Raw genomic sequence first — 25,253 nt, forward strand, 5'->3', positions numbered from 1 at the left:
ATCAGCCGTCCACTGCCGGTACAACGAGCACGTCGGATTGTGATTGGCGCATCACCTGTTGGGCAACGCTGCCGAGAAGTGCGTACGACACCGGTGAACGCGCACCTGTCCCGACAACCACCAGGTCGGCAGCGTAGGCGTGGCACACCTCCACCAGGCGAGTCGCGGGGTGGCCCGATGTGATGACAACCTCCTTCAAGGGTGTGGGCAGTGCGTCAGCAAGTCGCGCGATATGTTCGCGGACCACTTCGGTAGAGGTTCGCCGGAGTTCCTCGATCTCCTCTTCGCCGACTCCGTTCATCCGCAACAGGTTTTCACCGACCACGGTGCACGCATGGAAGACGCTGTGTTCCGCGACGGGCGTCAGCCCCGAGGCGAACCGGGCGGCATCGGCCGATGTCGCGGAGGTATCCACGGCGAGGACGACCTTGCGGTATGCGCCCTCGGCGGGCTTCTTCACCAGCAGGACGGCGACGGGGCTCATCCGCACCAGGTTTTCGGTAGTGCTGCCCAAGAACGCGTCGGCCAGCCAATGTGCACCGTGCGCCCCGACGACCACCAGGTCGGCCCCGCAGTCCACTGCCGCGCTGGCGATCTCGCGGGCCGCCGTTCCCCGGCGGATCGTGATGTCCACTGGGGCGCCGTCAAGGTGATCGGCGAGGTGTGCTTCCAGGCTATTGATCGCACGATCGGCATTCTCTTCGCCGATTTCGGCCGGCAGCACGAGCAATGCGGTCAAGACAGAGCCGTGTTCACGCGATAGTTGGGCGACTCGGGTCACCGCCATCCCCGCCCACGGCGACAAGTCGGTCGCGACCAGAATATGCCTGGGCGGCGTATCGGCGACCCCCATTCCAGCTCCTCTCCATTTCATTGGGCCGTTCTGCGCGCCCGTAGCCACTTCTCCGCGCCGACGGCCACGCTGACGACGACGGCGATCGCCAGGATGCGCAGCCAGACTCCGACGTCCAGCGGCGCGGTCTGGAACACCGTGTTCATCGCAGGCAGGTAGGTGATCGCGAGCTGCAAGATGGCCTGCGTAGCCACCCCGACGATGAGCCAGTGGTTGGTGAAGAATCCGATGCGCCATGCGGAGTGGGTAAACGAGCGACAGCTGAACAGATAGAACGACTGGACGACCGCGAACACGTTGATCGCTGCGGTACGCGCTTCGGGCAATGTCGCCCCGTTGGCCAGTTCCCATTCGAAGAGCCACCACGCGCCGGCGACCAGCAGAGTCGACACCAGCAGAATCCGCCCGACGAGCGCGCGCGTGAGCAGAGACTGGCCGGGGTCGCGCGGCGGCCGGGTCATCACATCCGCCTCTTTCGGCTCGAATGCGAGCATCAGACCGAGCGCTACGGCAGTGGTCATGTTGATCCACAAGATCTGAGTCGGCAGGATCGGCAGCGATGTCCCCAGCGCGATCGCCGTGACGATCACCAGGCCCTGACCGATGTTGGTGGGCAGGGTCCAGGTGATGAACTTGGTCAGGTTGTCGAAGACTCCCCGGCCCTCCTCGACCGCCGCCTCGATGGTCGCGAAGTCGTCATCGGTGAGCACCATATCGGCGGCGTCCTTGGCGACCTCGGTGCCGCTTGCACCCATCGCGACTCCGATGTTCGCCTGCCGCAACGCCGGCGCATCGTTGACGCCGTCGCCGGTCATCGCGACGACGTGACCCTTGTCCTGCAAGGCCTCGACAAGTCGCAGCTTCTGCTCTGGCGAGACTCTGGCGAAGACACTCGCCCGCTCAACCGCTTCGGGGAACTCCTCGGACGGCAGCGCGGCGAGATCCGCACCCGTCAACACCATTCCGTGGGTGCCCGTGCGGTCGTCGAGGACCCCCACTGCCGCGGCGATCGCGCTGGCGGTGCCGGCATTGTCACCCGTGATCATCTTCACCGCGATGCCCGCGGAGTGGCATACGCTCACCGCCGATGTGGCGGCCGCTCGGGGCGGGTCGAGCATGGCCTGCAGACCGGTCAGCGTCATCGAACCGACGAGCGCGTTCTCGGTGAACTCAACAGGGTCGCCCGACGGGCCGACACCGATCGCCAACACCCGAAGCCCTTTGGCGGCAAGCCCTTCTGCGGCTTCGAGCACCGCCGGGCGATCGATGGACCGGCACGATCCGTCAGCACACATCTGCGTGCTGCACAGTTCGACCATCCGCTCGACTGCGCCTTTCACGAGCACCACATCGTCGTCGCGATCGGACCTGTGCAGGGTGGCCATGTATTGGCGTTCCGAGCTGAACGGGATCGCCCCGACTCGGGTAAAGCTCTCGGCACGGCTCTCCGGAGTGAGACCGGCCTTGGCTGCTACGACCAGCATGGCCGCTTCGGTCGGATCCCCGACGATGTCCCACCGCTCACCGGCGCGCGTCAGAGCGGCGTCGTTGCAGGCCGCTCCGGCAAGCAGCGTCCATCGCAGCGCGGCGTTCGTCTCGATCGACGCCGGTCTTCCGTCGTGCGTGAGCAAGACCCCGTCGACCGCATATCCGGAACCGGTTACTTGCACCCACTCGTCGGCCGTCCAGATCTCCCGCACCGTCATCTGATTCTCCGTGAGGGTTCCGGTCTTGTCGGCGCAGATGACCGTGGTGCTGCCGAGGGTTTCCACAGCAGGCAAACGTCGAATAACCGCCCGGCGCTTGGCCATTCGCGAGACTCCGATGGCCAGCGTGATCGTCACGGCGGCCGGGAGGCCTTCGGGGATCGCCGCGACGGCGAGCGCGATCGCCGCGGTGAAGGTCTCCACGGCGTCCTGTCTGCGCAACAGTCCGATCGCAAAGGTGAGCGCGGCCAGACCCAGGATTCCCACGGTCAGCACCTTGCTGAACTGGGCGAGCTTCGCGGTCAGTGGGGTCGCCAATGTCGTTGCGGCGCCGACGAGCCGGTGAATCTCCCCGATCTCGGTTTCCGCTCCCGTGGCCACCACGATGCCCGCACCTGTGCCCGCCGTCACCAAGGTGCTCGAGTGAACCATGTTCCGGCGATCCGCCACCACGGTCGGGTCGGGGAGTACGACGTCGTCCTTCGGTACCGACACCGACTCACCGGTCAACGCCGACTCGTCCACGCGCAGTTCGGTCTGGCGAAGCAGCCGGATATCCGCGGGAACTTTGTCGCCTGCTTCGACGAGCACCAGGTCACCCGGCACGAGTTGCTCCGACTCGACAGTGCGTTCACGGCCGTCACGAACCACTCTGGCCACGGTGTGGACCATCGCCCGCAGGCTCTGCAGCGCCGCCTCGGCCCTGGACTCCTGGATGTATCCGACGACGGCGTTGACGAACACCACACCGAAGATCACGGCGGAGTCCACGTACTCACCCAGCAGTGCGGTCACGACACCCGCGACCAGCAGGACGTAGATCAGTGGGTGGTGGAACTGGCGAAGGATTCGCACCAGCAGCCCCGCACCGGCCGGTTGGGGGAGCACGTTGAGGCCGAAGCGTCGGGCACGCTCGGTGGCCTCGTCACCGTTGAGCCCGCGATGCGGATCGGTCTCCAAGAGCAGAACGACCTCATGGCCCGACATACCGTGGTGCGCGCTCATCGCGACGGGTGCCGGCGCCGCCATCAGCTCTTCCCGCCCGAGTCGTCCTCCGGTTCGATGACGAGCACCGGCACCTTGGAGTGCTGGATGATGTCGGCCGAGACACTTCCCAGCAGACGGGTGGACACGCCCTGCCCGCGCCGCCCGACCACCAGAAGATCCATGTCCTGCTGTTCGGCGAACCCGCGTAGCGTCGGGCCGGGCGCGCCGGCGAGTACCTCGGTGTGCACCACACCGACGATCTCGGCACCATCCACCAGACCGGCCAGGCGCTCTGAGGCCGCCTCGAGGTCGGTGCGGGTGGCGTTCTCGGCTGTCTCGTAGTGCACGACTTCGGCCAGCACCAGCAGTCCGCAATGCGGCCCAAAGAGTCGCAGCGCGGTCGCGAGCCCGCGTTCAGCCTCGGCCGACCCGTCGTAGCCCACCAACACGCGCAATCCGGGAGTGGCATCCGATCTGAGGGGCGGGGCTCCTCTACTGCCGAACGTGGCGACGCTGGGACGACGCTGCACCCGCTCCATCGCAATGGGGACGAACAGTGGTCCCAACACCACCGCGATCAACGTCCACAACGGATCGTGTCCGTGGCGGGCCATCCAGAGTCCGGACAGCAGCCCCACGATGATCCACGCGGCGGCCAGTACGACGACGAGGGTGGTGTCCACACCTTCGAGGTTTCCAGAACTGGCGATGCCCTTCCAGTCTCATCCGACGGTCAAGCGTAGGGACTTTGTGCCCTGGTCTTCGGTCAATCGGCCTGGTCGGCGCGGGCCATCACGTCGCGGTACTCCTCGAGGTCGATGTCCTCGGCTGTGACCGTCTTCGTGCCGTTGTACACATCGTGGTCGATCTCATCGTCGGCGTTGGCGACCAGCATCGCCACGAAGGTGTCTCCATTGACGTTGAGGAAGGTGCGGAAGATGCCGGTGAACCAGTCGACCGCGATCATCAGACCGATGGCCTGGACCGGAAGATCCAGTGATGCCGCCAGGAACATCGCGATCACCGGGAATCCGCCGGGGACCGTGACGGTGCCCATGTTGAGCAGGATCGCCAGGCCCATTCCCAGCACGATCTGGCCGATGGTCAGATCGATGTTGCCCGACTGCGCGAGGAACATGACCACGATCATGTAGTTCAGCACCGCCCCGTAGGAGCCCATCGTCAGCCCCACCGACAGCGTGAAGTTGGCGACCTTCTGGCTGACACCGATCTTTTCGACGGTGTTCCTCAGCACCGTGGGGAAGGTGACTGCCGAACTCGTTGTGGTGACGGCGATCGCGGTCTGTTCGGCCAGCTTGCCGGGCAGCTTCCACGGATTCAGACGGGTACGTGCCGTGACGACGACAACAAACAGCGCGAACAGGATCAGCACCCCGAGCAGCGTTGTACCAAGGTATTTCAGGGCGGTGGTCACCACCGCAAAGCCGACATCCCCTGCGAGCGGTGCCAACAGACAGAACACGCCGAGCGGCGCGATGTACATCACCAATCGGATCATGGTGAGCACGATCTGCTGGAGTTGATCGATGAACGTGAGCACCCGCGTGTCGCCGGTCTTGTTGATCTGAGTGCGCAGGGCAACTCCGAACAACAGCGAGAACACGATGATCGGCACCATCGTCGCCGTCGACATCGCGTCGAAGATGTTCGTCGAGACGAAGTTGAGCAGTGTCTCCTGCCAACCCAGAGCCTCGTCGACCGACCCCTCCAGGCTCGGGTCGACCGCCTCGCCGAAAACGATTCCCGCGCCGGGCCGGATCAGGACACTCAGCGCCCATGCCAGAACCGCTGCGACGAAAGAGAAGCCGAGCATCCACTTGAACGTGCGGAAGGCGATCCTGCCGGTGCCCGTCCCGGTCATCGATCCCGTCGCCACGATCACCGACGTCATCACCAGTGGCACGATCGCCATCTGGATCAGCCGGATGAACATGTCGCCGACGAACTTCAGATTGGCCGCCCATTCCCCGACCAGCAGGCCGAAGAGGATGCCGCCGATCGCAGCGAGACCGATCTGGACCGCGGGATGTGACAGCGACTTCATACGTACCTCCGAAAAAGGGGTCCGGCACCACGATTCGACTGCCGCGCCGCGGACCCCGATTGGCAGCGTTGGATCAGCGGAACGTTATGCCGACCGGGATACCTGGACGTGGCGACCAGATTTCGTGCGCGTTACCGCATCGCCGTCCCGTGCGGTTCAGCCTTCAGCAGCCGTCGTCCTCCGACGGCGGGCGACTCGGCGCCATCGGAAGACCCCGGCGGCGCCGATTATCACGACGAGAAGCACCAGCAGCGGCAGGATTCCGATGGCGCCGACGGCCGCTGACATCGCTTCCTGCACCCGTGCGGCAGCCTCGATCAGCGGGTCCGAGGCCGACCCACCGCCGATCACTCGCAGTTCGTACACGCCGTAGTACGCCACATACGCACCGGCCGCGAGCAGCAGCACACCGCCGATCCGGTTCAGATGGCCTGTCGCGCCGCGGAGCCAGTTCGTGACCGGCCCGGCCGCCAGCGCGATCGCGGTGGCGAGGACACCGACCAGCAACGCCATGCCTGCGGCATAGGCCAGGTAGGCGGTGACCCCGTCCAGAATCGAGCCCGTCCGGAAGGTCGAGCCGGTGACCGCGAGGAACGGGCCGATCGTGCAGGACAGCGAGGCCACCGCGTAGGCCACGCCGTAGCCGAACATCGAGCCCAGCCGCGCGGTGGGCGCACCGCTTCGGGCCTTCGGGAGAACGAGGGTCAGCTCCCGGCCGCTGAGCATCCAGGCCCCGAGCAGGACCAACACGGCCCCGATGACCACGGTGAAGACCGGCAGGTACTGCTGGATCACGGCGGTGAAGGGCGCCAAGATCAGTGCAAACGATCCGAAGACGACCAGAAAGCCGGTCGCCATCATCGCCGTGGCAGCAAGCGCGCGGCCCACCGCGGCGAGGCGACCGGGAGGCGCACCGCCCTCGCCGGCCACAACCAGAGCCAGGTATCCCGGCAGAAGCGCGAAGCCGCACGGATTCAGGGCCGCGACCAGTCCCGCGGCCATGGCGAACCCGACGGCTCCTCCGTCCATCAGGGGTTGACGAGGGTGGAGATCCGGGTGTTGAGCGCCGGCGCGCCCAGGGTGCCGGGCACGACGTCGACCGACCCGTCTGCCGTGACGAACGCAAAGGCCGGTTGCGCAGTCACGCCGAACCGCTGCCATACCGCGCCGTCGATGTCGGCGATGTTGGTGAAGAAGTCCAGGTCGTATCTGTCGACGAACTCCTGCATCGCAGGCTGCTGATCCAAGGCCGCGACGCCGACAAATGTTGCGTCGGGATTGGCGCGCGCGGCCTCGGCGACCTCCGGTGCCTCTCGCTGACAGGTGGGGCACCACGGCGCCCAGAACCAGAACACAGCGGGCTTACCGGCCAGCGTCTGTCCGGAGAACTTCTGTCCACCGACGGTCTGGGCGACGAAGTCGAGTTGAGCCGGCACCGATGCGACGCTCGCCGTCGTCTCGGACGCCACTGTGGGAGCCGTTCCCGCAGCCACCGATTCGGTGGTCTCCGCGGAACCGCCGCATCCCGCAGCGACGCTGACGGTGGCGCCCAGCGCCGCAACTGCATACCTGATTCGCACTGTCAGACCTCTCCTACTTCGCGCGGACGGCATCATCCAAGCAGTACATGAGCAGGAGCTGCTTGGCCATTGTCATCAATGTGACGGTGTCCGAACCGGCCGGAAGCGTTACGCCGACGCGGACCCTTTCCGCGCCGCGATCTTGGCGCGGACCTGCGCCATGTCCAGTGCTTTCACGCGGCTGATCAGATCTTCCAGTGCCGCCGCCGGCATCGCACCGGCCTGGCTGTACACCAGCACACCGTCACGGAACGCCATCACGGTCGGGATGGAGCGGATGTCCAGCGTGGCGGCCAGGTCACGTTCGGCCTGGGTGTCGACCTTGGCGTGCACGACGTCCGGATGCGCGGCGGCCGACCGCTCGAAGACCGGCGCGAAAGCGCGGCACGGGCCACACCAGGACGCCCAGAAGTCCACCAGGACAATCGGATTGTCGGTTACCGTGGGCTCGAAGTCGTCGTAGGTCAGGTTGTTGATGTTCGTTGCGTTGATGGGTTTGGCATTGATTGTCATTGCAGTGTCCTTTCTCCGGGTAGAGATTTCCTAGGCGAGACCTTTGAGCATCAGATTCCAGTACATGAACGGCAGCCCGTACTTCTTCAGGTACCAAAAGCTCCGGTGCGGTCTGGTCGGGTTGATCAACGGGAACGACGGCGTGAGGTTGAGGTCGTAGTCGAACTCCGCCAACAACATCGAGTGCGACGACGTGACGATCGGGCACGACCCGTATCCGTTGTAGCGGGCGACCAGTGGCCGGCCCTCGAGGAAGGCCTCGATGTTGTCGACGACCACCGGCGCCTGTTTGCGAATCGCCGCTCCGGTCTTGGAGTTGGGTGACGATCCGGCGTCGCCGAGGCTGAACACGTTGGGATAGCGCACATGTTGCATGCTGTGCTTGTCGATCTCGACGTAGCCACCCCCGTCCCCGGTCGAGAGCACGCTCGACTTGATCCAGTCCGGCGCGGACTGACGTGGCACGGCATGGAGCACGTCATAGGACAGCATGGTGCCGGGTCCGCCCTCGCCGACTCCGGTCACACCGACCTTGTGCGACGCCGCGTCGACAGAGGTCACCTCGGCGTTGGTGTGCACCGTGATTCCGTAGTCCGCTGCGACGACGTCGAGGCTGTCGGCGATCGCCGGGATGCCGAACAGCCGGGGTGTCGGCACCACCAGGTGTACGTCGATGTCGTCGAGCACTCCTTGGGACCGCCAGTAGTCGCTGGCCAGGTACGCGATCTTCTGCGGCGCTCCGGCACACTTGATCGGACCCGAAGGCATCATGAACACCGCACTGCCCGAACGCAGGTCGCGAATGTGCTCCCACGTGCGCGGCGCCAGGTCGTACCGGTAGTTCGAGGACACACCGTCCGTGCCGAGAGCGTCCTGCAAGCCCTCGGTGCGGTTCCAGTCCAACTGGATCCCGGGACAGACGACGAGCACGTCGTAGGAGTAGGTCGCGCCGTCGGTGCACGTGACCGTGTTGTTGTCGGGATCGACGGTCGCGGCGGCATTCCTGATCCAGGTCGCCCCCTTGGGCATCACCGACGCCTCCGACCGTGCGGTCGTCGACGCCTGTGCCTGACCGCCGCCGACCAGCGTCCACAGCGGCTGGTAGTAGTGCATGTCGGACGGCTCGATCACGGCGACGTCGGAGTGGCCTTTGCGGAGCAGCCGGGCGGCAACCGAGATTCCGGCACTGCCGCCGCCGACGATGAGGATCTGATGTCTCGTGTTCACGATGGTCGGTTCCTCAGCCGCTCAGGCACTCTGGTGGGCGTCGTCCCAGGCGCCGAAGCCACCCAGGATGTCGCTGACATCGACGAATCCGTTCTGCCGCAGCAGGCTCGCCGCCACCGAGGACCGGTACCCGCCGGCGCAGTACACCACCGTGGGCTTGGCGGGATCCAGCTCGCCCAGCCGGGTCGGCAGCTGGCCGACGGGGATGGCGATCGCACCCGGGATGGTGCCGGCTTCGACCTCACCCGGGTTGCGCACGTCGACGATCTGCAGATCAGCGAGCTCTGACGCGCGCTGGTCGAACGCCTTGGCCGTCAACCGGGATGCGATCTGCACGTCGTCGCGGTGGGCGAACATCACCTCGAAGGGCTTGTCGAGGTAGCCGATGACCCGGTCGAAACCGATCCGGGCGAGCCGGTTCTTGCCTTCCAGTTCCTGACCCGGCTCGGTGAACAGCACGACGTCGACGTCGGAGCGCAGCACCGACCCGGCGAACTCGGCGTAGCGGCCCTCCAGACCGATGTTGATCGCCTGGCGCAGGTGCCCCAACGCAAATTCCTCCGGGCCGCGCCCGTCCACCAGAACCGCGCCACCCTCGATCGCTTCGAGCACCTGCTCGTAGGTCATCGCGGTCGGCATCTTGGTCTGGTCCAGCAGTTCGCGGTCTTTGCGGTTGAGGATCGCGTCGTAGACGAAGTAACTCGGCGCCGGCGGCTGACCTTCGGTGACCAGGTTCATGAACGTCGCCTTGTCGGGCGCACGCAACGCGTAGTTGGTCTCCTTCTGCTCCCCCATCGTCGACCACAGATCGGTCGACAGGTTCTTGCCGCACGCCGAGCCCGCGCCGTGCGCCGGGTACACGCGAGTGGCGTCGGGCAGCGTCATCAGCTTGTTGTGCAGCGAGTCGTAGAGCTTCTCGGCCAGCTCCTCGCGCGTGAAGCCGATCGAGGCCAGCAGGTCGGGGCGACCGACATCGCCGATGAAGAGCGCGTCGCCGGTCAGCACGCCGTAGGGCACCTCGTCGTCGGCGTGCTCGTACACCACGATGCTCATCGATTCGGGCGTGTGTCCCGGGGTGTGGCGGAACTCCAGCGTCACCTCGCCCAGCGAATAGCGTTCACCATCGGCGACGCCCATCGACTCGAACTCGGTCTCGGCGACCGAGGAGTACACGATCTTGGCGCCGGTGGCCTCGGCCAGTTCCAGATGGCCGGACAGGAAGTCGGCGTGGAAGTGGGTCTCGACGACCAGTTCGATCGAGAGACCGAACTCCCGGGCGTCGGAGAGATACTCGCCCACGTCGCGCTGGGGATCGACAACGATTGCACGTCCGGTCTTTTCGTCGGCGATCAAGTACGACGCATGGGACAGGCAGTCCAAGTAGTACTGGATGAATTTCATGTCGGTGGCCCTTTCGTTCGGCGGGGGATGCTGTCATCGTGCCTATACCCCTGTGGGTATGTCAAGTACCCCCGGGGGTATAAATATTCCTGCTTGCGTTTACCCCCAGGGGTATGCATATCATGGAGCCAGCACATACCCCCCCTGGTATCGGTCACTATGGCCGAAACGCCACCCCGAAAGGACCTCGACATGGCCGCACCTGCCACCATCGATTCGCAGAACCTCAGCGAGCTACTCGATTCCGCTGCACCGCCACGGGTGCTCGACGTCCGAACCCCCGGCGAGTTCGAGACCGCACACATCGCCGGCGCCTACAACGTGCCGCTGGACCTGCTGCGGGAGCACCGCGACGAGATCATCAAGCACCTCGACGAAGATGTCGTCCTGGTCTGCCGCTCGGGCCAACGTGCCGGCCAGGCCGAGGAGACGCTGCGCCACGCCGGACTGACCAATGTGCACATCCTCGACGGCGGCATCACCGCCTGGGAATCCCGCGGGTTCGCGGTCAACCGCGGCCCGCAACGCTGGGATCTCGAACGCCAGGTCCGTCTGGTCGCCGGGTCGATCGTGCTCAGCGCCATCCTGGGCAGTGTCGCCGCACCCAAACTCAAATGGGTGGCCGGGGCGATCGGCGGCGGACTGACGTTCGCAGCGCTGTCCAACACCTGCGCGATGGGCATGATGCTGTCGAAGTTGCCGTACAACCGCGGCGCGGCCTGCGACGCCGACACGATCGTCTCCCAACTCGTCGGCAGCACGACCGCCCCGGGTAAAGCGAGCTGATCGACATGATCGCGCTCACCATCGGCCTTGCCGTATTCGTCGGCATTGCACTCGGATTGCTCGGCGGCGGAGGGTCGATCCTGACCGTCCCACTGTTGGCCTATGTCGCAGGCATGGACGCCAAACAGGCCATCGCAACCTCGCTGCTGGTCGTCGGCGTCACCAGCGCGATCGGCGCGATCTCGCACGCACGGGCCGGTCGTGTGCAGTGGCGCACCGGTCTGATCTTCGGCGGTGCGGGCATGGCCGGCGCCTTCGGCGGCGGTCTACTGGCGCGCTTCATCCCGGGCACCGTCCTGCTCATCGGTTTCGCCGTGATGATGGTCGCGACCGCCGTCGCGATGCTCCGCGGGCGGAAGAACGTCGAGGTCACCGAAGGATCGCACCGCTTGCCGGTCCCCAAGATCGTCGCAGAGGGACTCATCGTCGGTTTGGTGACCGGATTGGTCGGCGCCGGCGGTGGATTCCTGGTCGTGCCCGCTCTCGCGCTGCTCGGCGGGCTGCCGATGCCGATCGCGGTCGGCACGTCGCTCATCGTCATCGCCATGAAGTCCTTCGCCGGTCTGGGCGGATACCTGTCGAGCGTCCAGATCAACTGGACGGTCGCGCTCGCGGTGACCGCCGCCGCCGTGGCGGGCGCACTGCTCGGATCCCGCCTGACCGCGAAGGTCGACCCCGAGGTGTTACGGAAGGCGTTCGGCTGGTTCGTGCTGGCCATGTCCTCGGTGATCCTGGCCCAGGAGATCCACCCGAGCGTCGGACTCGTCGCCGCGGCGCTCACCGCGGTATCCGCCGTGATGACGTTCGTCTGCACGCGTTACGCCCGCTGTCCGCTGCGTCGCCTCACCGGCGCCCGCACCGCTGGAACGGCGGCCGCATGAGGACGATCGGGAATACCCCCACGGGTACCATGGTCCTACTGTCGGAGAGAGGAGACACAACCATGGTCGGAGACGAGGACGCAATCGCCGCGGTGCTCAACAGGCTTCGCAGGGCCCAGGGCCAGCTGGCCGGAGTGATCTCGATGATCGAACAGGGCCGCGAGTGCAAGGACGTCGTCACGCAGCTGGCTGCGGTGTCGCGCGCGCTGGACCGGGCCGGCTTCAAGATCGTCGCGACCGGCATGCGGGAATGCCTTACCGGCGAGTCCCACGACGGTAAGCAACCGATGACCGAAGCCGAGCTGGAGAAATTGTTCATGGCACTTGCCTGATCAGACAACCAGGAGGAAATCATGAGTTACGCATTGTCCACGACGTTGCACACCACGTTCGAAGACGCTGTTGATCGCACCCGCAAAGCATTGGCGGATCAAGGTTTTGGGGTGCTGACCGAGATCGACATGAAGGCCACGCTGAAGGCCAAGCTCGGCGAGGACATCGAGGACTACCTGATCCTCGGCGCCTGTAACCCGCCGCTGGCCCACCGAGCGGTGAACGCCGACCGTCAGATCGGCCTGCTGCTGCCCTGCAACGTCGCCGTGCGCGCCGACACCACCGCCGGCGGCGACGCGGTGATCGTCGACGCGATGGATCCTCAGGTGATGGTCCAACTCTCCGATGAGCCCGGTGTTCGTGAGGTTGCCGAAGAAGCCGCGGCCAAGCTGCGGGCGGCGCTCGACTCGCTGGGGGCCGACCGCTGATGACAGTGCCGGACCACAGGAGCGACATCGATGTGGCCATCATCGAGACGAGCGGGCTCGGAGATCGCAGCTACCTGATCAGTGCCGACGGGATCGCCGTCGTGATCGATCCGCAACGCGACATCGACCGCGTGGTCGACCTCGCCCGCGAGCGGGGGGTGAAGATCACCCACGTGCTGGAGACACACATCCACAATGACTACGTGACCGGCGGCCTCGAGCTCTCCCGGAGCGCCGACGCCGAGTACGTGGTGCCCGCCGGTGACGAGGTGGGCTACCGACGGCGTGCCGTCGTCGACGGCGACGTCATCGATGCCGGCCCAGTTCGACTGCAGGTCATGCACACCCCCGGTCACACCCACCATCACGTCAGCTATGTGCTTCGCGACGCCGGCGACAACGTGGTCGGCGCATTCACCGGCGGATCGATGTTGCACGGGACGACCGGGCGCACCGACCTCCTCGGCACCGAGCACACCGAGGCGCTCACGCATGCACAGTTCCACTCGGTGCGCCGACTCGCCGCCGAACTGCCCGATGACACCCCGGTCTATCCGACACACGGGTTCGGCAGCTTCTGCTCGGCGACCCCCGCCAGCGGCGACTCGTCCACCATTGCCGAACAGCGCCAGGACAATCCCGCCCTGACCCAGGACGAACAGAGCTACGTCGACGAGCTGATCGCCGGGCTATCGGCCTACCCCGCGTACTACGCGCACATGGGCGTCATCAACTCCGAGGGACCTGACCCGGTTGATCTGTCACTGCCGGAACCGGTCGATCCCGACGAGCTGCGGCGGCGTATCGACGCCGGGGAGTGGGTGGTGGACCTGCGTCAGCGCACCGCGTTTGCGGCCGGACACCTCGGTGGCACCGTCGCTTTCGAGCTGTCGGAGTCCTTCGTCACCTACCTCGGCTGGCTGTACTCGTGGGGTTCGCCGCTGACCCTCATCGGCGCGGATGTCGACCAGATCGCCGATGCGCGACGCGAACTCGTGCGCATCGGTGTCGACAACGTGACAGGATCCGCTGTCGGAGAGATCCACACGCTCGCGGCCGGACGGCCGTTGCGGTCCTATCGTGTCGCGGACTTCGCTGATCTCGCCGAGGCACTCGACGCCGGCCGACCCGCTGTGCTCGACGTCCGGCAGAGTGGCGAGTTCGACGACGGCCACATCCCGGGCGCGCTCAACATCCCCCTGCACGAGGTCGCGGAGCGTATCGACCAGGTGCCCGCCGGCGAGGTGTGGGTGCACTGCGCCTCCGGGTACCGCTCCTCCATCGCCGCCTCGATGATCGACCGCTCCGAGCGGACCGTGGTCCTTGTCGACGACACTTTCGAGCAGGCCGAGAAGTTGGGTCTCGTGCGCTAGCCCAGAATCACGGAGTACAGCAGCACGACGACGATCGCGGTGGCGAACGCGATCGTGACACCACCGATCAGCAGGACCTCGGTGCGCGGGGCGGACATGACCGTTCGTCCCGCGACCACCGGGCTGTCTCTGATGTGGTGCGATCGCCGGTAACCCAGCGCGAGGACGAGCAACGCGAGCAGCGTCGCGGTCAGCGCAAGCGCCGTCCGTCCAGGCCCCAGCGGTCCGTGTTCCCGCAGCAGTACAAGGGCGCCGCCGACCAAGAAACCGAATGCGGTTCTCTCCCAGGACAACAGGGTGCGTTCGGGTTGAAGACCGGGCTTCCACGGCTCACGGCGGGACACCTCACCGCCCACCCGGCGGCCAGACGACCAGAATCACGAGAACCACGACGGTGATGGCGAAGATGGCACCGCCCAGAAGCAGCGGCACATACGTGGTCGGCAGGTCCTCTTCGCGCCGCATCGCGGTCTGCACGCGCTGCCAACGCCGCACCGCCAGCGCAGCCAACAGTCCGCCCCCGGCCGTCAGCACGACGCTGAGGCCGTGCCGCACTCCGGGTATCCCGAAGGACGGGACGAACTGCACCACGGCGATACCGCCTGCGATCAGCGCCAGCGCGGTGCGGATCCACGCCAGGAAGGTCCGCTCGTTCGCCAGCGTGAAGCGGTAGTCGGGTTCCTGTTCATCCCGGGATGCGGCCGATTGATCGTCGTCGCGGAGGTTCACCCGACCGCCTTCCCTGGTGTGTTCATCGTCGGACCACCGTAGATCGCCATCGTGCCATCCACGATCCGCCGTCGCCCCCGAGTTGAGGACCAACGCCCCTACTGGTGTCGACCGCCGCTGCCTAACGTCAGCGATATGGCCCAGAAAAGCGGGATCGTCGTCGCTGTGGACGGTTCACCCTCATCAACCGCGGCGGTCCTGTGGGCTGCCCACGACGCTGACATGCACAGCGCGTCGCTCAAGGTGGTGCACGTCGTCGCCCCACTGACCTATGTCGCGCAGGGGTGGTCGCCGTTCCCGGCGGCGGTCTACTCCCAGATGCAGGAAGAGCAGGCCGCCCGGATCCTCGAACAGGCTCACAAGATCGCCGTCGACGCCGTGGCACCTGGCCGGGCCTCGTCAGTGACGACCGAGGTGGTGCACAAGCCGACCATCCCGGCACTTGTCGACCTGTCCAGGTCCGCCACCATGGTCGTCGTGGGCCGCCGCGGCGATGACGGGGTTGCCGGCACGCTCCTCGGCTCGGTCAGCGCCGGCCTGGTTCACCACGCGCATTGCCCGATCGCGGTGATCCACGATGCCGATCCCACCCCCCTTGCATCGGCGCCGGTGGTGGTGGGCATCGACGGGTCACCCGCCTCGGAACTGGCCACCGAGATCGCCTTCGACGAAGCATCCCGGCGCGGAGTGGACCTGGTCGCGGTGCACGGGTGGACCGACATGGGTTCTCTGGGCTTTCCACCGACGGACTTCGCGCCGATCGAGTGGCGCAATGTCGAGGAGCAGGAGCAGGAGCTGCTCTCCGAACGGCTCGGCGGATGGCACGACCGGTACCCCGATGTCACCGTCCACAAGATCGTGGTCAGTGACCGACCGGCGCCGCGACTGCTCGAAGCAGCTCAGAACGCTCAGCTCATCGTCGTGGGCAGCCACGGCCGCGGCGGCTTCACCGGCATGCTGCTCGGTTCGGTGGCCCGGGCTGTCGTGCACTCGGCAATGATCCCGGTGATAGTGGCCCGCAACTCCGAGGACCATTGACGCTGAGGATCATTCACGATATCGACGGTCGAGGAGGTCGGCGATGACGCTCCGCCTGATCATGGGTTACGACGGCTCACCCGAATCGGGGTCCGCGATCGAAGCAGGGGGGCTGCTGTTCCCGGGGGCGCACGCCCTGGTCACCTATCTGTGGGTACCGCCGTTCGCCAGTGACAAGGTCCGCCGACGGTTACGCGCCCGCGCCCGGGATCTCGACGACCTGGTCGCGATGATCGAGCGGGATGGTGAGCACGAGGCCCAGAGGGTGGTGGCCATGGGCGTGACGTTGGCCGGCGCCGCCGGGTGGGACGCGCAGGCGCTGCTGAAACGGACCTGGGGCGGGGAGGGCTGGCGGATCGCCCAGGCCGCCGAGGAGGTGGATGCCGACCTCGTCGTGGTCGGTTCCCGCGGCCTCGGTGGCACCCATGCGGTGTTGGGCAGCGTGTCTGACCTGGTGGTGCACTACAGCGCACGCCCGATGGTCGTCGTCCCCCATCCGATGCTGGCCGCGGAGCACGCCGCCCTCTCGAACGGGCCGCTGGTGGTCGGATGGGATGGCTCGCCCGGCGCAGAGGCAGCGTTCACGGCGGCCGCGCGACTGTTCCCGGAGCGCGACGTGTTGCTGGTCTCCGTCGACACCGACACCGACACCGACCCGCCGCCCGTGGAAGCCGACATCCTGGGCGGCCGGAAGGTCACCCGTCTGCGGGTCGAACGGGGTCGCGGATTGCGGGCGCATGCCGTCGCGGACGCGCTGATCGTCTGTGCCGCCGACCGGGATGCGGCGGTGATCGTCGTGGGATCACGGGGGCGCTCGATGGCACGGGAGGTCATGCTGGGCAGCGTCGCGATGGCCACACTGCACAAGGCCGAGCGGCCGGTCATGGTGGTCCCGGGCACGTGGGAAGCACTCTAGGACTGGCGACTTCGACGAAGCGCCCGCTATTGCTGCTCAACGACCATGCCGCGATGAAAGACCCGGTCACCGACGACGCCGTCATGATCGGCGCGGTGCAGCACACAGCGGTTGTCCCACATGACGACGTCACCCGGGGCCCAGGCGTGGCGCAGGACGTTGTCATGGTGCGTGCAGTGTTCGAACAGTCGGGCAATGGTGACGCCGGCCTGCTCCGCGGACATGCCGCTCACCTGTGCACAACGGCCGGGCGCGGAGAGGTAGAGATATCTGCGCCGCGAGATGGGGTGCACGCGGACAATCGGATGCACCGCCGACGTCTCGTCGTCTGCGCCCAGATCCAGGCCGGTGACCACGTGGGTGATGTGACGTCCCGCGAGGTCGTCACGAAAGTCAGCCGGCAACGTCTCGTACGCGGTGTACTGGTTGGTGAACAGGGTGTGTCCGCCGCGGGCGGGGACGTGGACGGCCCGTAATGCGGTGTAGCTCGGCGGTTTCCGCACATAGCTGGTGTCGGTGTGGAACGTCGATCGCGGCGGCGTGGTCCGCCCGACATTGCTGATGACGTTGAGCTCGGGAAATCCGGGGACCGGCGTCTCGCCGACGGTGAACATCGTCGGGCCGAAGCTGCGGAGGAACTCCAGGAACCGCCGGTCGTCGATGTCCTGTGACGGCATCACGACGACGCCGTGTTCGGCCAGCAATCGCCGCAGGTCGGCCACCGCGTGTTCGTCGAGCGCTCCGACCCGGAAGTCGTTGATGCGCACCCCCGTTGGAGTCATCGTGGTGATGTCAGGCATGGCGTCTCCCGTCCCAGTTCGGCCAGGACCAGTTCAAAGAGGTCGGCGACGCCCATCCCGGTGGCTGCGGCCATCACGGCGACGACACTGCTGGGTGCGAAGGAGCAGTACAGCCCTGCCTCCAGGAACCAGGGTCGGCCGTCGGGGTCGATGCGGAAGTCGAACAGACTGTAGTGCCGGCAGCCGAGCGCGATGTGACACTCCCGGGCCGCCGCCCACACCCGCTGGGTGAGGGCTTCGTCGTCGACGACGATCCACGCCCGGGAATCGTCCTTGGCAACCAGATACAGCTCCCCGGCGCCGTCGCGGGCCAACTTGTCGTCGCGGCCGCGGATCGGTTTGGTGTCCGGGTTGACCGCGTACTCCTCCAGCGGCAGGCACACCATCTCCCCGTCGCGGACCACGATGCCGCACCGTACTTCTCGACCCAGTTCCACGTAGGACTCGACGAGTGCGGCGCCGCTGTGCGCGGCGGCGGCGTCGAGGGCGGCCTTGTACTCCGCGGGTTCCCGGACGAGCGACACCCCGACGGAGTTGTCCGCGGCGACCGGTTTCACGACGACCGGCAGCGGCAGCGGCAGGTCGTCACCGGGGTGCACCACCGCCCCGGCGGGTACCGCCACGCCGGCGGCGGCCACCACCGCCCTGGTTTTGGCCTTGTCGGCCGCGATCGCCATCACGTCCGGCGGGTTGCCCAGGTATCGGATACCGAGAAAGTCGAACAGCGCGCGGTAGGTCGTCATTCCGGGCAGGCAGAACATCTGCGGTACCACCGCGTCGATGCCGAGCACACCCAGATGGTTGATCGCCTCCGACGCCGTCATCCGGACTGCTGCTGACAGCGACTCGGTGCGGAGATCGGCAGGGAACCGCCACGTCCCGTCCGGAGAGACGTAGGCGACATGCATGGTGTGTGAGGTGCGCGCGGAGAGGGCCTCGATGCACGCGCCCGCGTACAGTCGCGACAGTTCGGCGTGGAAGTCGTCCACCGGAGATCCGACCAGGTGCAGAATCGACGCCATCTAGTCCCCGCCTTCTTCGACGAGCTTGCCGATGTTGAAGTCGATCTTGGTCCACCCACGGCGTCTGCGTAGATTGCCCAGAAGCAGGACCGGGATCTGCACATGGTGAACCATGAGGTAGGGCAACGGATCCCACCAGGTGAAGATCGCGTCCTTCCCTCGCAGAATCGTCGCCAGCCTGTGGCGGCGGCGTCCCGGCTGGGTCAGCAGCCGCCAGAGTTCCTGGTAGATCCAATATGTCGGGCGGGCGCCGGGCCGCGGCGTGACCATGGGATGGCCGTCATCGAGGTAGGCCGCCGCGACCTGCCGGTGGTTGTCGAACATGGTGATCGCCGAGTGGGTGCGCGGATTGCACTCGATGGCGTAGACGTGGCCGTCGGCGGCTTCGATGAAGTCCAGGGAGACCTGTCCGGTGACGCCCACCTCGCCGACGAAATGCTCCACCCACGAGAGTATTTCGGGCTTGTCCAGCATCGCGTAGTTCAGTTGCGAGGCCGAGGACTCACAGCAGCCGTACACCTGCAGCCTGCCGCACCTGACGGTCCCGTGGGTGCAGTACTCCTGGCCCTCGATGTACTCCTGCAGAATCCACGGATCGCTGTCCGAGATGGGCAGCGCACGGGCGAATTCGGCGTTCTTCGTCGGAGTCTCGGCGGACAGCCTCGTCAGGTCCAGGCGCCCCACCGGGTTGTACGCGATCCGCTTCAGGATGTAGCTGCGCCCGTCGGGGAAGTCGAAGTCCGCCACCTGCTGCGGATCGGTGATCCGCCGCCAGTCGGGCACCCGCAGGCCCAGGGCGCCAGCGGCTTTCGAGAACGCAGCCTTGTCATCCATCATGCGGACCATGTCTTCGTCGGCGTGCACCACCTCGCAGACGCCGTCGAGCAGTCGTCGGGCGCGGGCATCGTGCAGGCTCGCCGCCGGACTCGAAACCGGGACGAACACGTCGACGCGCTCGCGCCGGACGATGTCGAGCAGCGCTTCGGCGTATCCGCTCGCAGTGGGCTCGGGCACGCAGTGGAACGCGTCCACCGCCCGGGAGAAACGGTGACCGGTGAGGCGGTACTTCGCCGATTCGATCAGAACCACCCGGTGCCCGGCGACATGGAAGGCCCTCGCCAACTGCAGCGCCTTGGTCATCTTGCCGCCACTGATCAGCACGGTCCGCCCGTCGCCCGCAGTCCCGGCCGGATCCGGCACTCGACGCAGGAGCGCGAGACCTACCAGAGCGAGATCGATCGGCAGGGTGGCGAGCAGAGCAAGCAGCGTTGCGCAGGTCTTTCCCGCATCGCTGCGACGGGGGTGCTGCACCTCCGCGGCCGAACTGGAAACCGCCACGGGCGCAACGGCGGTCACGTTGATCGATCCGGTGCCCGCCGGATCAGGGTGACACCGTCGCGTAGGGGCAACAGCACCTGCTCGACGCGCGGATCGTAGGTGAGCGCGGCGTTGAATGTGGCGATCGCGGCCCCGTTCTCCGTCCGCGTGCCATCCTGCTTGTAGGGCTCGCCCTGCATCAGGGTGTTGTCGACCGCGATCACCGCCCTCGGCGTGAGCAACGTGCTCTCGATGAGGAACTCCACGTAGTTGAGGTAGCCGGCCTTGTCCGCGTCGATGAACACGAAGTCGAACGCCGCCGCGCCGGCGTTCTCCATGCGCCGCAGTGTGTCCAACGCCGGCGCCAGTTCGATGGTGATCTTGTGGCCCACCGGGGATGCATCAAAGCACTCCCGCGCATAGCGGGCAGCACCGGGATCGACCTCGCATGCCACGACAGTGCCGTCATCCGGCACCGCCTCGGCCATCGCCAGCGCCGAGTACCCGGTGAACATCCCGATCTCGAGCACCCTGTGGGCACCGGCGAGATGCACCAGGAACTTCAGCAGTTGACCTTCGACATGTCCCGACAGCATTTCCTGCTCCAGTCGGCCTCCGGAAGGCTCTGCATCCCAGTTGATCTCACGTGTTCGGTGTGCGAGATCGGCCAGCGCAGCCGATTCCGGCGTCGTGCACTGGGCGAGGTAGGGATCGAGGCCGGCAGCGAGGTCCCGTGCCCGATACAACCGGTCTCGCACCGTGGGGTCGGCGTCGGCCGCGTCCAGCAGTCGGCATAACTCGGACAGCTCCTCGGCGAGAATGGTCGACGGTGTCACCGGCCTCGGTCCACGAGGTGCCTGGAGTACCGCCGGACTACTCATGGGTGCCCTCGGGCGTGGTTGCGGTGAACATGTCGACACCGTCACCGCGGCGCGGATAGTCCGAGCAGATCTTCCTGTGCAGCACCAGTGTGTCCGCGAGTTCATCGGTGGTCACGTCGTTGAGGAAGATGCACTGCCCTATCGGTGCCGGAATCGCCGCGCGCAGCAGACCATCGCGGGTCTTGAGGATCGACGACGTCGCCGCGGTGAGCAGTTCCGGGGTGAGGTGGGGGCTGTCGAGCGCCAGGCCGAGGTCGCTCATCACACCGAGAACACGGTCACGATCGCCGACGGAGAGATGACCGCGTTGCTCGGCCAGCGTGGTGGACAGCGCCATGTCGATGTTGATCGCGTGGCCGTGGAAGAACGGCTCCGGTGGCGTGAGCTCGAGTGTCGGACTCCAGGTGTGACCGAACGCGATCACCCTGTCCAGATCGATCTCGTGCAGGTTCGGGGCCTCGAGGTCGAGCATCGTCGCGATGGCCGCATAGGTGAGCCGGTCCCCCACCGCCCGCAGCTCCGGCGTGCCGTCCAGATGGCCGAAGCGGGTGCGCAGCAGATCGGCGCCATGCTCTTCGAGCATCTCGAAGATCGTGCTGTTGCCGACAACGGAGATCTTGATCAGCTCGGCCATGCCATTGCGCACCTGATCCTCTGGCAACGTCTTGAGGAACGAGAAGTCCAGGAGCACCTTCTGTGATGCGTGATAGGCACCCAGCCGGTTCTTGTGCTTGCCGTAATTGACGGCCACCTTGATCGACACACTGGCATCGATCAGGCCGATGAGCGTCGTCGGAATCCTGATGTACGGCGTGTTGCGGCGGTAACTGGCACAGGCGAACCCGGCGACATCGGTGGTGAGGCCACCGCCCACCACGAGCACCGGTTCGGTGCGGACCAGACCGTAGGCATCGAACTCGCCGACGATCCGTTCGAATGTCTCCAGCGACTTCGCGGTCTCCCGGATCTGCACCGGAAGCACCGTCAACTCGATCTCGTGGTGGTGGAAGTAGGCCCGGGCGGCGTCACCGTAGAGGTCGTGGACAACCTCGTCGATGACCATCAGCGTCCGGCCGTAGGGACGGTAGGTGTCCGCCAACTCCGAGTTGTCGAGGGCGAAGACGCCGTCGACGTAGACGAGGTCGTACTCGATCTTTTCGTAGCCTTCGACGTGGAACGCCCGGTCGCCGGCTGACACCTGCGCTTGAAGATTGCTCATGGTGATGTCCTCAATGTCATCGAAGTGGTGTGGGGTGCTCGCTCAGGCCCTGCTGAGACCGAGGACCTGCCCCGACTCGAGGTGGTCGACTGTTTCGGCGGCGGCGCTGAAATCGCCGCCGGTGGTGTTCTCGTTCGGGAATGCGATGCACGTGACACCAGCCGCCACCGCCGCAGCGACTCCCCCGACGTTGTCCTCGATGGCCACGGCAGTCCGCGCGTCCTCACCCAACTGCTCGAGCGCAAACGTGTACGCCGCAGCATCCGGCTTCGGCTTCTTGACGGAGTCACGGTTGACGATCAGATCGAACATCTCCGCGCTGATATGGGGCTTCAACGCGGCCAGGAGCGCGTCGATGTTTCCCTGCGACGTCGTGGTGACGAAGCCGACCTTCCGATGGTCGCGCTTGGCCTCCTGGACGGTTTCGACGACTCCGGGCCGCACGGTCAACGGTTCCGCACCGAGCAGCGCCTGGAAGATCTGCGACTTGGTGGCGTGCACGACCGGCGCATCGACTTCGTCCCCGCGGGCTTCGGCGTAGTCGGCGATCCGCTGGGCGCCGCCATTGGAGTCGAGCATGGACAGGTAGTCGTCGCGTGACCAGTTCCAATCGAGGCCGTGTGCCTCGAACGCTTCGTTGAAGGCTCTGCGCTGCAGCTCGGACGTGTCGGCGAGGGTGCTGATGGAGCCGAAGAAGATGGCGGACATGGGGTTCCTTTGCGGGGTGCGGTCTGGGATTCACCGTGGTCACAGCGAGTCGCTGTGCACGCGCCCGCTGAATCCCCCGTACACTACTGTTCTAAACGTTCAGTATTGATTCGATCGTCTGGTACCGGGTAATTAGTTCATCAGTTAATTTCTCTCGGGCGGGCTCCAACAGCGGAAGACCACGGCGACGAGGTGAAGTACACAGATGGCGGCCGACACCGGTGAGGACGCTCGGGTCGCGCGCACCCGCGCCGACGTCGCGCGCGCCGCTCTCGACGTTCTTGTCAACGAGGGCTCCGACGCGGTGACCCACGCCCGCGTCGCCGAAGTGGCCGGTTACTCGAAGACCACGTTGTACAGCCACTGGCCCGCCCGGTTCGACCTGATCGTGCTGGCGCTGGACGGCATCGGCGACATGCCCCATCATCCGCCGACCGGCGAGTTGCGAGCCGACCTCATCGGCGAGTTGCAGGTGTTCCGTCAAGTTGTCATCGACATGCGGCTGGACCGCCTTCTCGCAGGGATGGCGCAGTGGGCATCGGTCGACGAGATCGGTCAGCTCAGAGACAAGATCAACACCGGCGGTCAGCGACCGCTGCGGACGATGCTCGAAGGATCCTTCAGCGGTAGCGGACTGGAAGCGGCGGTGTCGATGCTGTCCGGCGTCGTCGCGTGCCCGTCGCTGATGTTCGGCACGCTCCCCGATGACGACACCATCGCGGCGGCGGTCGACATCGTCCTTGCCGGCGCGGTCACCGCCGAGCGCCCCGCTGACCGTTTGAGTTGACCAAAACGGCCAAAGCCACGGGTGCTGCCCAGCATCGGTCTACCGTTCAATCACGGGGTGGCCGAAGGAGTTTGCGATGACAACCATCGAAGACAGGCTGGAGACATTCCTCGGCAAGGCGGTGGGTGATCTGGGCGCCGCCGCGAGTGCCGTCCTGGTGTCGATCGGAGACGAGCTCGGGTTGTATGCGGAGCTTGCGAAGCAGCCCTGTTCGGTCGAGGAACTGGCCCGCCGGACCGATACGAACGAACGCTACCTGCGCGAGTGGCTCGCCAACCAGGCGGCGAGCGGCTATGTCGACTTCGACGAGCCCAACGACAAGTACCACCTGAACGAGGAACAAGCGATATGTCTGGCAGACCCCGAGGGCCCGGTCGATCTTCCGGGCGCGTACCAGATCATCCGTGACCTCTTTGCGGTTCGCGATCGCGCGGTGGAGAACTTCCGCAGTGGCGAGGGCATGGAGTGGGGGGAACATCATCCATGTCTCTTCGAGGGCACTGAACGATTCTTCCGGGCGGGCTACCACGCCAATCTGCTGACGTCGTGGCTGCCCGCTCTGGATGGGGTGGTCGAGAAGCTGGCTGCAGGGGGCCGGGCCGCCGATGTCGGGTGTGGACACGGCGCGAGCACAATACTGATGGCGCAGGCGTTTCCGGATTCACAGTTCGTCGGGATCGATTACCACCGCCCGTCCATCGACACTGCCCGCGATCGCGCGGCGACATCGGGCGTGAACAACGCGACCTTCGAGGTTGCCGACGCAACCTCCTACCAGGGCAACGGCTTCGACCTCATCGCCTTCTTCGACTGCCTGCACGACATGGCGGATCCCGTCGGTGCCGCTCGCCATGCGAGAGCGACCCTCAAGTCCGATGGCCACTGCCTGCTCGTCGAGCCATTTGCCAACGACAACGTCGCCGACAACTTCAACCCTGTGGGACGACTCTTCTACGCCGCATCGTCTCTGATCTGCGTGCCGGTTTCACTGGCGCGACGAGGTCCAGCACTGGGTGCACAGGCCGGAGAGCGCCGGTTGAAAGACGTCATGGTGGACGGTGGCGGTTTCACGCAGTTCCGCCGGGCGGCGCAGACACCGTTCAACCTGATCTTCGAGGCGCGACCATAGGTCAACCCAACAGCAGACGGGTGGCGCGCTTCAGCACATCGGCACGGCTGCTCCCCGGGTGTTCGGCTGCGATGCAGTGGTTTCCGATCGCCAGGGCAAACGCCAGCATCCCGCGTGCCTCGACCTCGCCGGGGTCGGCGCAGTAGCCCGAGATCAGTTCGCGCAGGTAGTCCATCCGGTGGTTGTCGACCCGCCGAAGCCGCACGGCCACTGCGTCATCGCGGCGTGCCCAGTCGCGAACCGCGAGGTCGATGGGCAGCAGTGCGTCGGAGAACGTCAACATCCCCGCACGGGTGGCCTTCCGACGCGGATCACCACCTTCACGCTCGACACGTTCGCGAACCTCCTCGGTACTTCTGCTTTCCCACGCGTCGAGCAACGCGTCGAGAAATGCCGGGCGGCTGCTGAACTGGTGGTAGAAGCCACCTCGTGTCACACCGAGTGTCTGGGCGAGGACGTCGACGCGCACCGCATCCGGTCCACCGTCGGCAAGCGCGGACAGGCCGGCGTCGATCCAATCGTCGCGGGTGGTACGGGTGGCCGCGGGCATGGTCACTTTCTAGTTGACAGCGTT

At 66.1% G+C, this 25,253-nt stretch carries 27 protein-coding genes; 9 read left to right on the forward strand and 18 right to left on the reverse strand.

Annotation, left to right across the window (positions count from 1 at the left end):
- Window position 1: 1 nt before the first annotated feature.
- The 9 genes from ABDC78_RS28435 to ABDC78_RS28475 all read right to left on the reverse strand — a co-directional run bounded on the left by ABDC78_RS28435 (window position 2) and on the right by ABDC78_RS28475 (window position 10,332).
- On the reverse strand, window positions 2-853 hold the full coding sequence (locus ABDC78_RS28435) for a universal stress protein (RefSeq protein WP_178358163.1): 852 nt from the start codon (window positions 851-853) through the stop codon (window positions 2-4).
- Between the two features lie 17 nt (window positions 854-870).
- The gene (locus ABDC78_RS28440) at window positions 871-3,588 is read right to left on the reverse strand and encodes an HAD-IC family P-type ATPase (protein ID WP_178358162.1); all 2,718 of its coding nucleotides are present in this window, start codon (window positions 3,586-3,588) and stop codon (window positions 871-873) included.
- A complete protein-coding gene (locus tag ABDC78_RS28445) occupies window positions 3,588-4,229 on the reverse strand; it encodes a universal stress protein (protein WP_347133261.1) in 642 nt (213 codons plus the stop codon). The genes ABDC78_RS28440 and ABDC78_RS28445 overlap by 1 nt, the downstream gene beginning before the upstream one ends.
- Window positions 4,230-4,312: 83 nt before the next feature.
- Window positions 4,313-5,611, reverse strand: coding sequence for a dicarboxylate/amino acid:cation symporter (locus ABDC78_RS28450; protein ID WP_178358161.1), 1,299 nt, complete (start codon window positions 5,609-5,611; stop codon window positions 4,313-4,315).
- Between the two features lie 156 nt (window positions 5,612-5,767).
- The gene (locus ABDC78_RS28455; RefSeq protein WP_178358264.1) at window positions 5,768-6,643 is read right to left on the reverse strand and encodes a cytochrome c biogenesis CcdA family protein; all 876 of its coding nucleotides are present in this window, start codon (window positions 6,641-6,643) and stop codon (window positions 5,768-5,770) included.
- The gene (locus ABDC78_RS28460) at window positions 6,640-7,224 is read right to left on the reverse strand and encodes a redoxin family protein (protein ID WP_178358263.1); all 585 of its coding nucleotides are present in this window, start codon (window positions 7,222-7,224) and stop codon (window positions 6,640-6,642) included. Before ABDC78_RS28460 ends, ABDC78_RS28455 begins: the two co-directional genes overlap by 4 nt.
- A gap of 75 nt (window positions 7,225-7,299) precedes the next feature.
- On the reverse strand, window positions 7,300-7,704 hold the full coding sequence (trxA, locus tag ABDC78_RS28465) for a thioredoxin (RefSeq protein WP_178358160.1): 405 nt from the start codon (window positions 7,702-7,704) through the stop codon (window positions 7,300-7,302).
- Between the two features lie 30 nt (window positions 7,705-7,734).
- Window positions 7,735-8,934, reverse strand: coding sequence for an FAD/NAD(P)-binding oxidoreductase (locus ABDC78_RS28470; RefSeq protein ID WP_178358262.1), 1,200 nt, complete (start codon window positions 8,932-8,934; stop codon window positions 7,735-7,737).
- A gap of 18 nt (window positions 8,935-8,952) precedes the next feature.
- A complete protein-coding gene (locus ABDC78_RS28475) occupies window positions 8,953-10,332 on the reverse strand; it encodes a rhodanese-like domain-containing protein (protein WP_178358159.1) in 1,380 nt (459 codons plus the stop codon).
- Window positions 10,333-10,524: 192 nt separating this feature from the next.
- On the opposite strand from ABDC78_RS28475, the gene ABDC78_RS28480 reads away from it, so the two are divergent.
- The 5 genes from ABDC78_RS28480 (at window position 10,525) to ABDC78_RS28500 (ending at window position 14,133) form a co-directional block, all read left to right on the forward strand.
- On the forward strand, window positions 10,525-11,118 hold the full coding sequence (locus ABDC78_RS28480) for a rhodanese-like domain-containing protein (RefSeq protein ID WP_178358158.1): 594 nt from the start codon (window positions 10,525-10,527) through the stop codon (window positions 11,116-11,118).
- 5 nt (window positions 11,119-11,123) lie between these two features.
- Window positions 11,124-11,999 carry a sulfite exporter TauE/SafE family protein gene (locus ABDC78_RS28485; protein ID WP_178358157.1) on the forward strand — a complete coding sequence of 292 codons (876 nt, stop codon included), beginning with the start codon at window positions 11,124-11,126 and terminating at the stop codon, window positions 11,997-11,999.
- Window positions 12,000-12,061: 62 nt separating this feature from the next.
- Entirely contained in the window at window positions 12,062-12,331 is a 270-nt protein-coding gene (locus tag ABDC78_RS28490; RefSeq protein ID WP_178358156.1) for a metal-sensitive transcriptional regulator, read from the forward strand.
- A gap of 21 nt (window positions 12,332-12,352) precedes the next feature.
- Window positions 12,353-12,760: a DUF302 domain-containing protein gene (locus ABDC78_RS28495; protein ID WP_178358155.1), complete on the forward strand. Its 408-nt coding sequence runs from the start codon at window positions 12,353-12,355 to the stop codon at window positions 12,758-12,760.
- A 26-nt stretch (window positions 12,761-12,786) separates the two neighbouring features.
- On the forward strand, window positions 12,787-14,133 hold the full coding sequence (locus ABDC78_RS28500; protein ID WP_178358261.1) for an MBL fold metallo-hydrolase: 1,347 nt from the start codon (window positions 12,787-12,789) through the stop codon (window positions 14,131-14,133).
- On the opposite strand, the gene ABDC78_RS28505 is transcribed toward ABDC78_RS28500, so the two are convergent.
- Both ABDC78_RS28505 and ABDC78_RS28510 read right to left on the reverse strand, forming a co-directional pair.
- Window positions 14,130-14,477 (reverse strand): DUF202 domain-containing protein, encoded by a 348-nt coding sequence (locus ABDC78_RS28505; protein ID WP_178358154.1) that lies wholly within the window; start codon window positions 14,475-14,477, stop codon window positions 14,130-14,132. The genes ABDC78_RS28500 and ABDC78_RS28505 overlap by 4 nt on opposite strands.
- 1 nt (window position 14,478) lies before the next feature.
- Window positions 14,479-14,862 (reverse strand): DUF202 domain-containing protein, encoded by a 384-nt coding sequence (locus tag ABDC78_RS28510; protein ID WP_178358153.1) that lies wholly within the window; start codon window positions 14,860-14,862, stop codon window positions 14,479-14,481.
- 135 nt (window positions 14,863-14,997) lie between these two features.
- Between ABDC78_RS28510 and ABDC78_RS28515 the strand changes: the two genes are divergently transcribed.
- Window positions 14,998-15,900, forward strand: a complete 903-nt coding sequence (locus ABDC78_RS28515) for a universal stress protein (protein ID WP_178358152.1) — start codon at window positions 14,998-15,000, stop codon at window positions 15,898-15,900.
- 43 nt (window positions 15,901-15,943) lie between these two features.
- On the forward strand, window positions 15,944-16,816 hold the full coding sequence (locus ABDC78_RS28520; protein WP_178358151.1) for a universal stress protein: 873 nt from the start codon (window positions 15,944-15,946) through the stop codon (window positions 16,814-16,816).
- Between the two features lie 26 nt (window positions 16,817-16,842).
- Here the strand turns inward: ABDC78_RS28520 and ABDC78_RS28525 are convergent, their stop codons facing one another.
- Genes ABDC78_RS28525 through ABDC78_RS28550 form a run of 6 tightly spaced genes read right to left on the reverse strand, consistent with a single transcriptional unit; the run spans window position 16,843 to window position 22,763 of the window.
- Window positions 16,843-17,616, reverse strand: coding sequence for a TauD/TfdA family dioxygenase (locus ABDC78_RS28525; protein WP_256735968.1), 774 nt, complete (start codon window positions 17,614-17,616; stop codon window positions 16,843-16,845).
- A complete protein-coding gene (locus ABDC78_RS28530) occupies window positions 17,595-18,638 on the reverse strand; it encodes a D-alanine--D-alanine ligase (RefSeq protein ID WP_178358150.1) in 1,044 nt (347 codons plus the stop codon). Before ABDC78_RS28530 ends, ABDC78_RS28525 begins: the two co-directional genes overlap by 22 nt.
- Entirely contained in the window at window positions 18,639-19,994 is a 1,356-nt protein-coding gene (locus ABDC78_RS28535; protein ID WP_347133262.1) for an ATP-grasp enzyme, read from the reverse strand. It abuts the gene before it with no gap.
- Window positions 19,991-20,791, reverse strand: coding sequence for a class I SAM-dependent methyltransferase (locus tag ABDC78_RS28540; protein ID WP_347133263.1), 801 nt, complete (start codon window positions 20,789-20,791; stop codon window positions 19,991-19,993). The genes ABDC78_RS28535 and ABDC78_RS28540 overlap by 4 nt, the downstream gene beginning before the upstream one ends.
- A gap of 37 nt (window positions 20,792-20,828) precedes the next feature.
- Window positions 20,829-22,055, reverse strand: a complete 1,227-nt coding sequence (locus ABDC78_RS28545) for a sedoheptulose 7-phosphate cyclase (RefSeq protein ID WP_178358148.1) — start codon at window positions 22,053-22,055, stop codon at window positions 20,829-20,831.
- Window positions 22,056-22,097: 42 nt separating this feature from the next.
- Window positions 22,098-22,763 (reverse strand): HAD-IA family hydrolase, encoded by a 666-nt coding sequence (locus tag ABDC78_RS28550; RefSeq protein ID WP_178358147.1) that lies wholly within the window; start codon window positions 22,761-22,763, stop codon window positions 22,098-22,100.
- 205 nt (window positions 22,764-22,968) lie between these two features.
- On the opposite strand from ABDC78_RS28550, the gene ABDC78_RS28555 reads away from it, so the two are divergent.
- Window positions 22,969-23,550, forward strand: a complete 582-nt coding sequence (locus ABDC78_RS28555) for a TetR/AcrR family transcriptional regulator (protein WP_178358146.1) — start codon at window positions 22,969-22,971, stop codon at window positions 23,548-23,550.
- A 76-nt stretch (window positions 23,551-23,626) separates the two neighbouring features.
- On the forward strand, window positions 23,627-24,679 hold the full coding sequence (locus ABDC78_RS28560) for a class I SAM-dependent methyltransferase (protein WP_178358145.1): 1,053 nt from the start codon (window positions 23,627-23,629) through the stop codon (window positions 24,677-24,679).
- Window position 24,680: 1 nt separating this feature from the next.
- On the opposite strand, the gene ABDC78_RS28565 is transcribed toward ABDC78_RS28560, so the two are convergent.
- Window positions 24,681-25,229, reverse strand: coding sequence for a TetR/AcrR family transcriptional regulator (locus ABDC78_RS28565; RefSeq protein ID WP_178358144.1), 549 nt, complete (start codon window positions 25,227-25,229; stop codon window positions 24,681-24,683).
- Window positions 25,230-25,253 lie beyond the last annotated feature (24 nt).

Origin of the sequence: Mycobacterium sp. DL, assembly GCF_039729195.1 — a bacterium.
Classification (GTDB): domain Bacteria; phylum Actinomycetota; class Actinomycetes; order Mycobacteriales; family Mycobacteriaceae; genus Mycobacterium; species Mycobacterium hippocampi_A.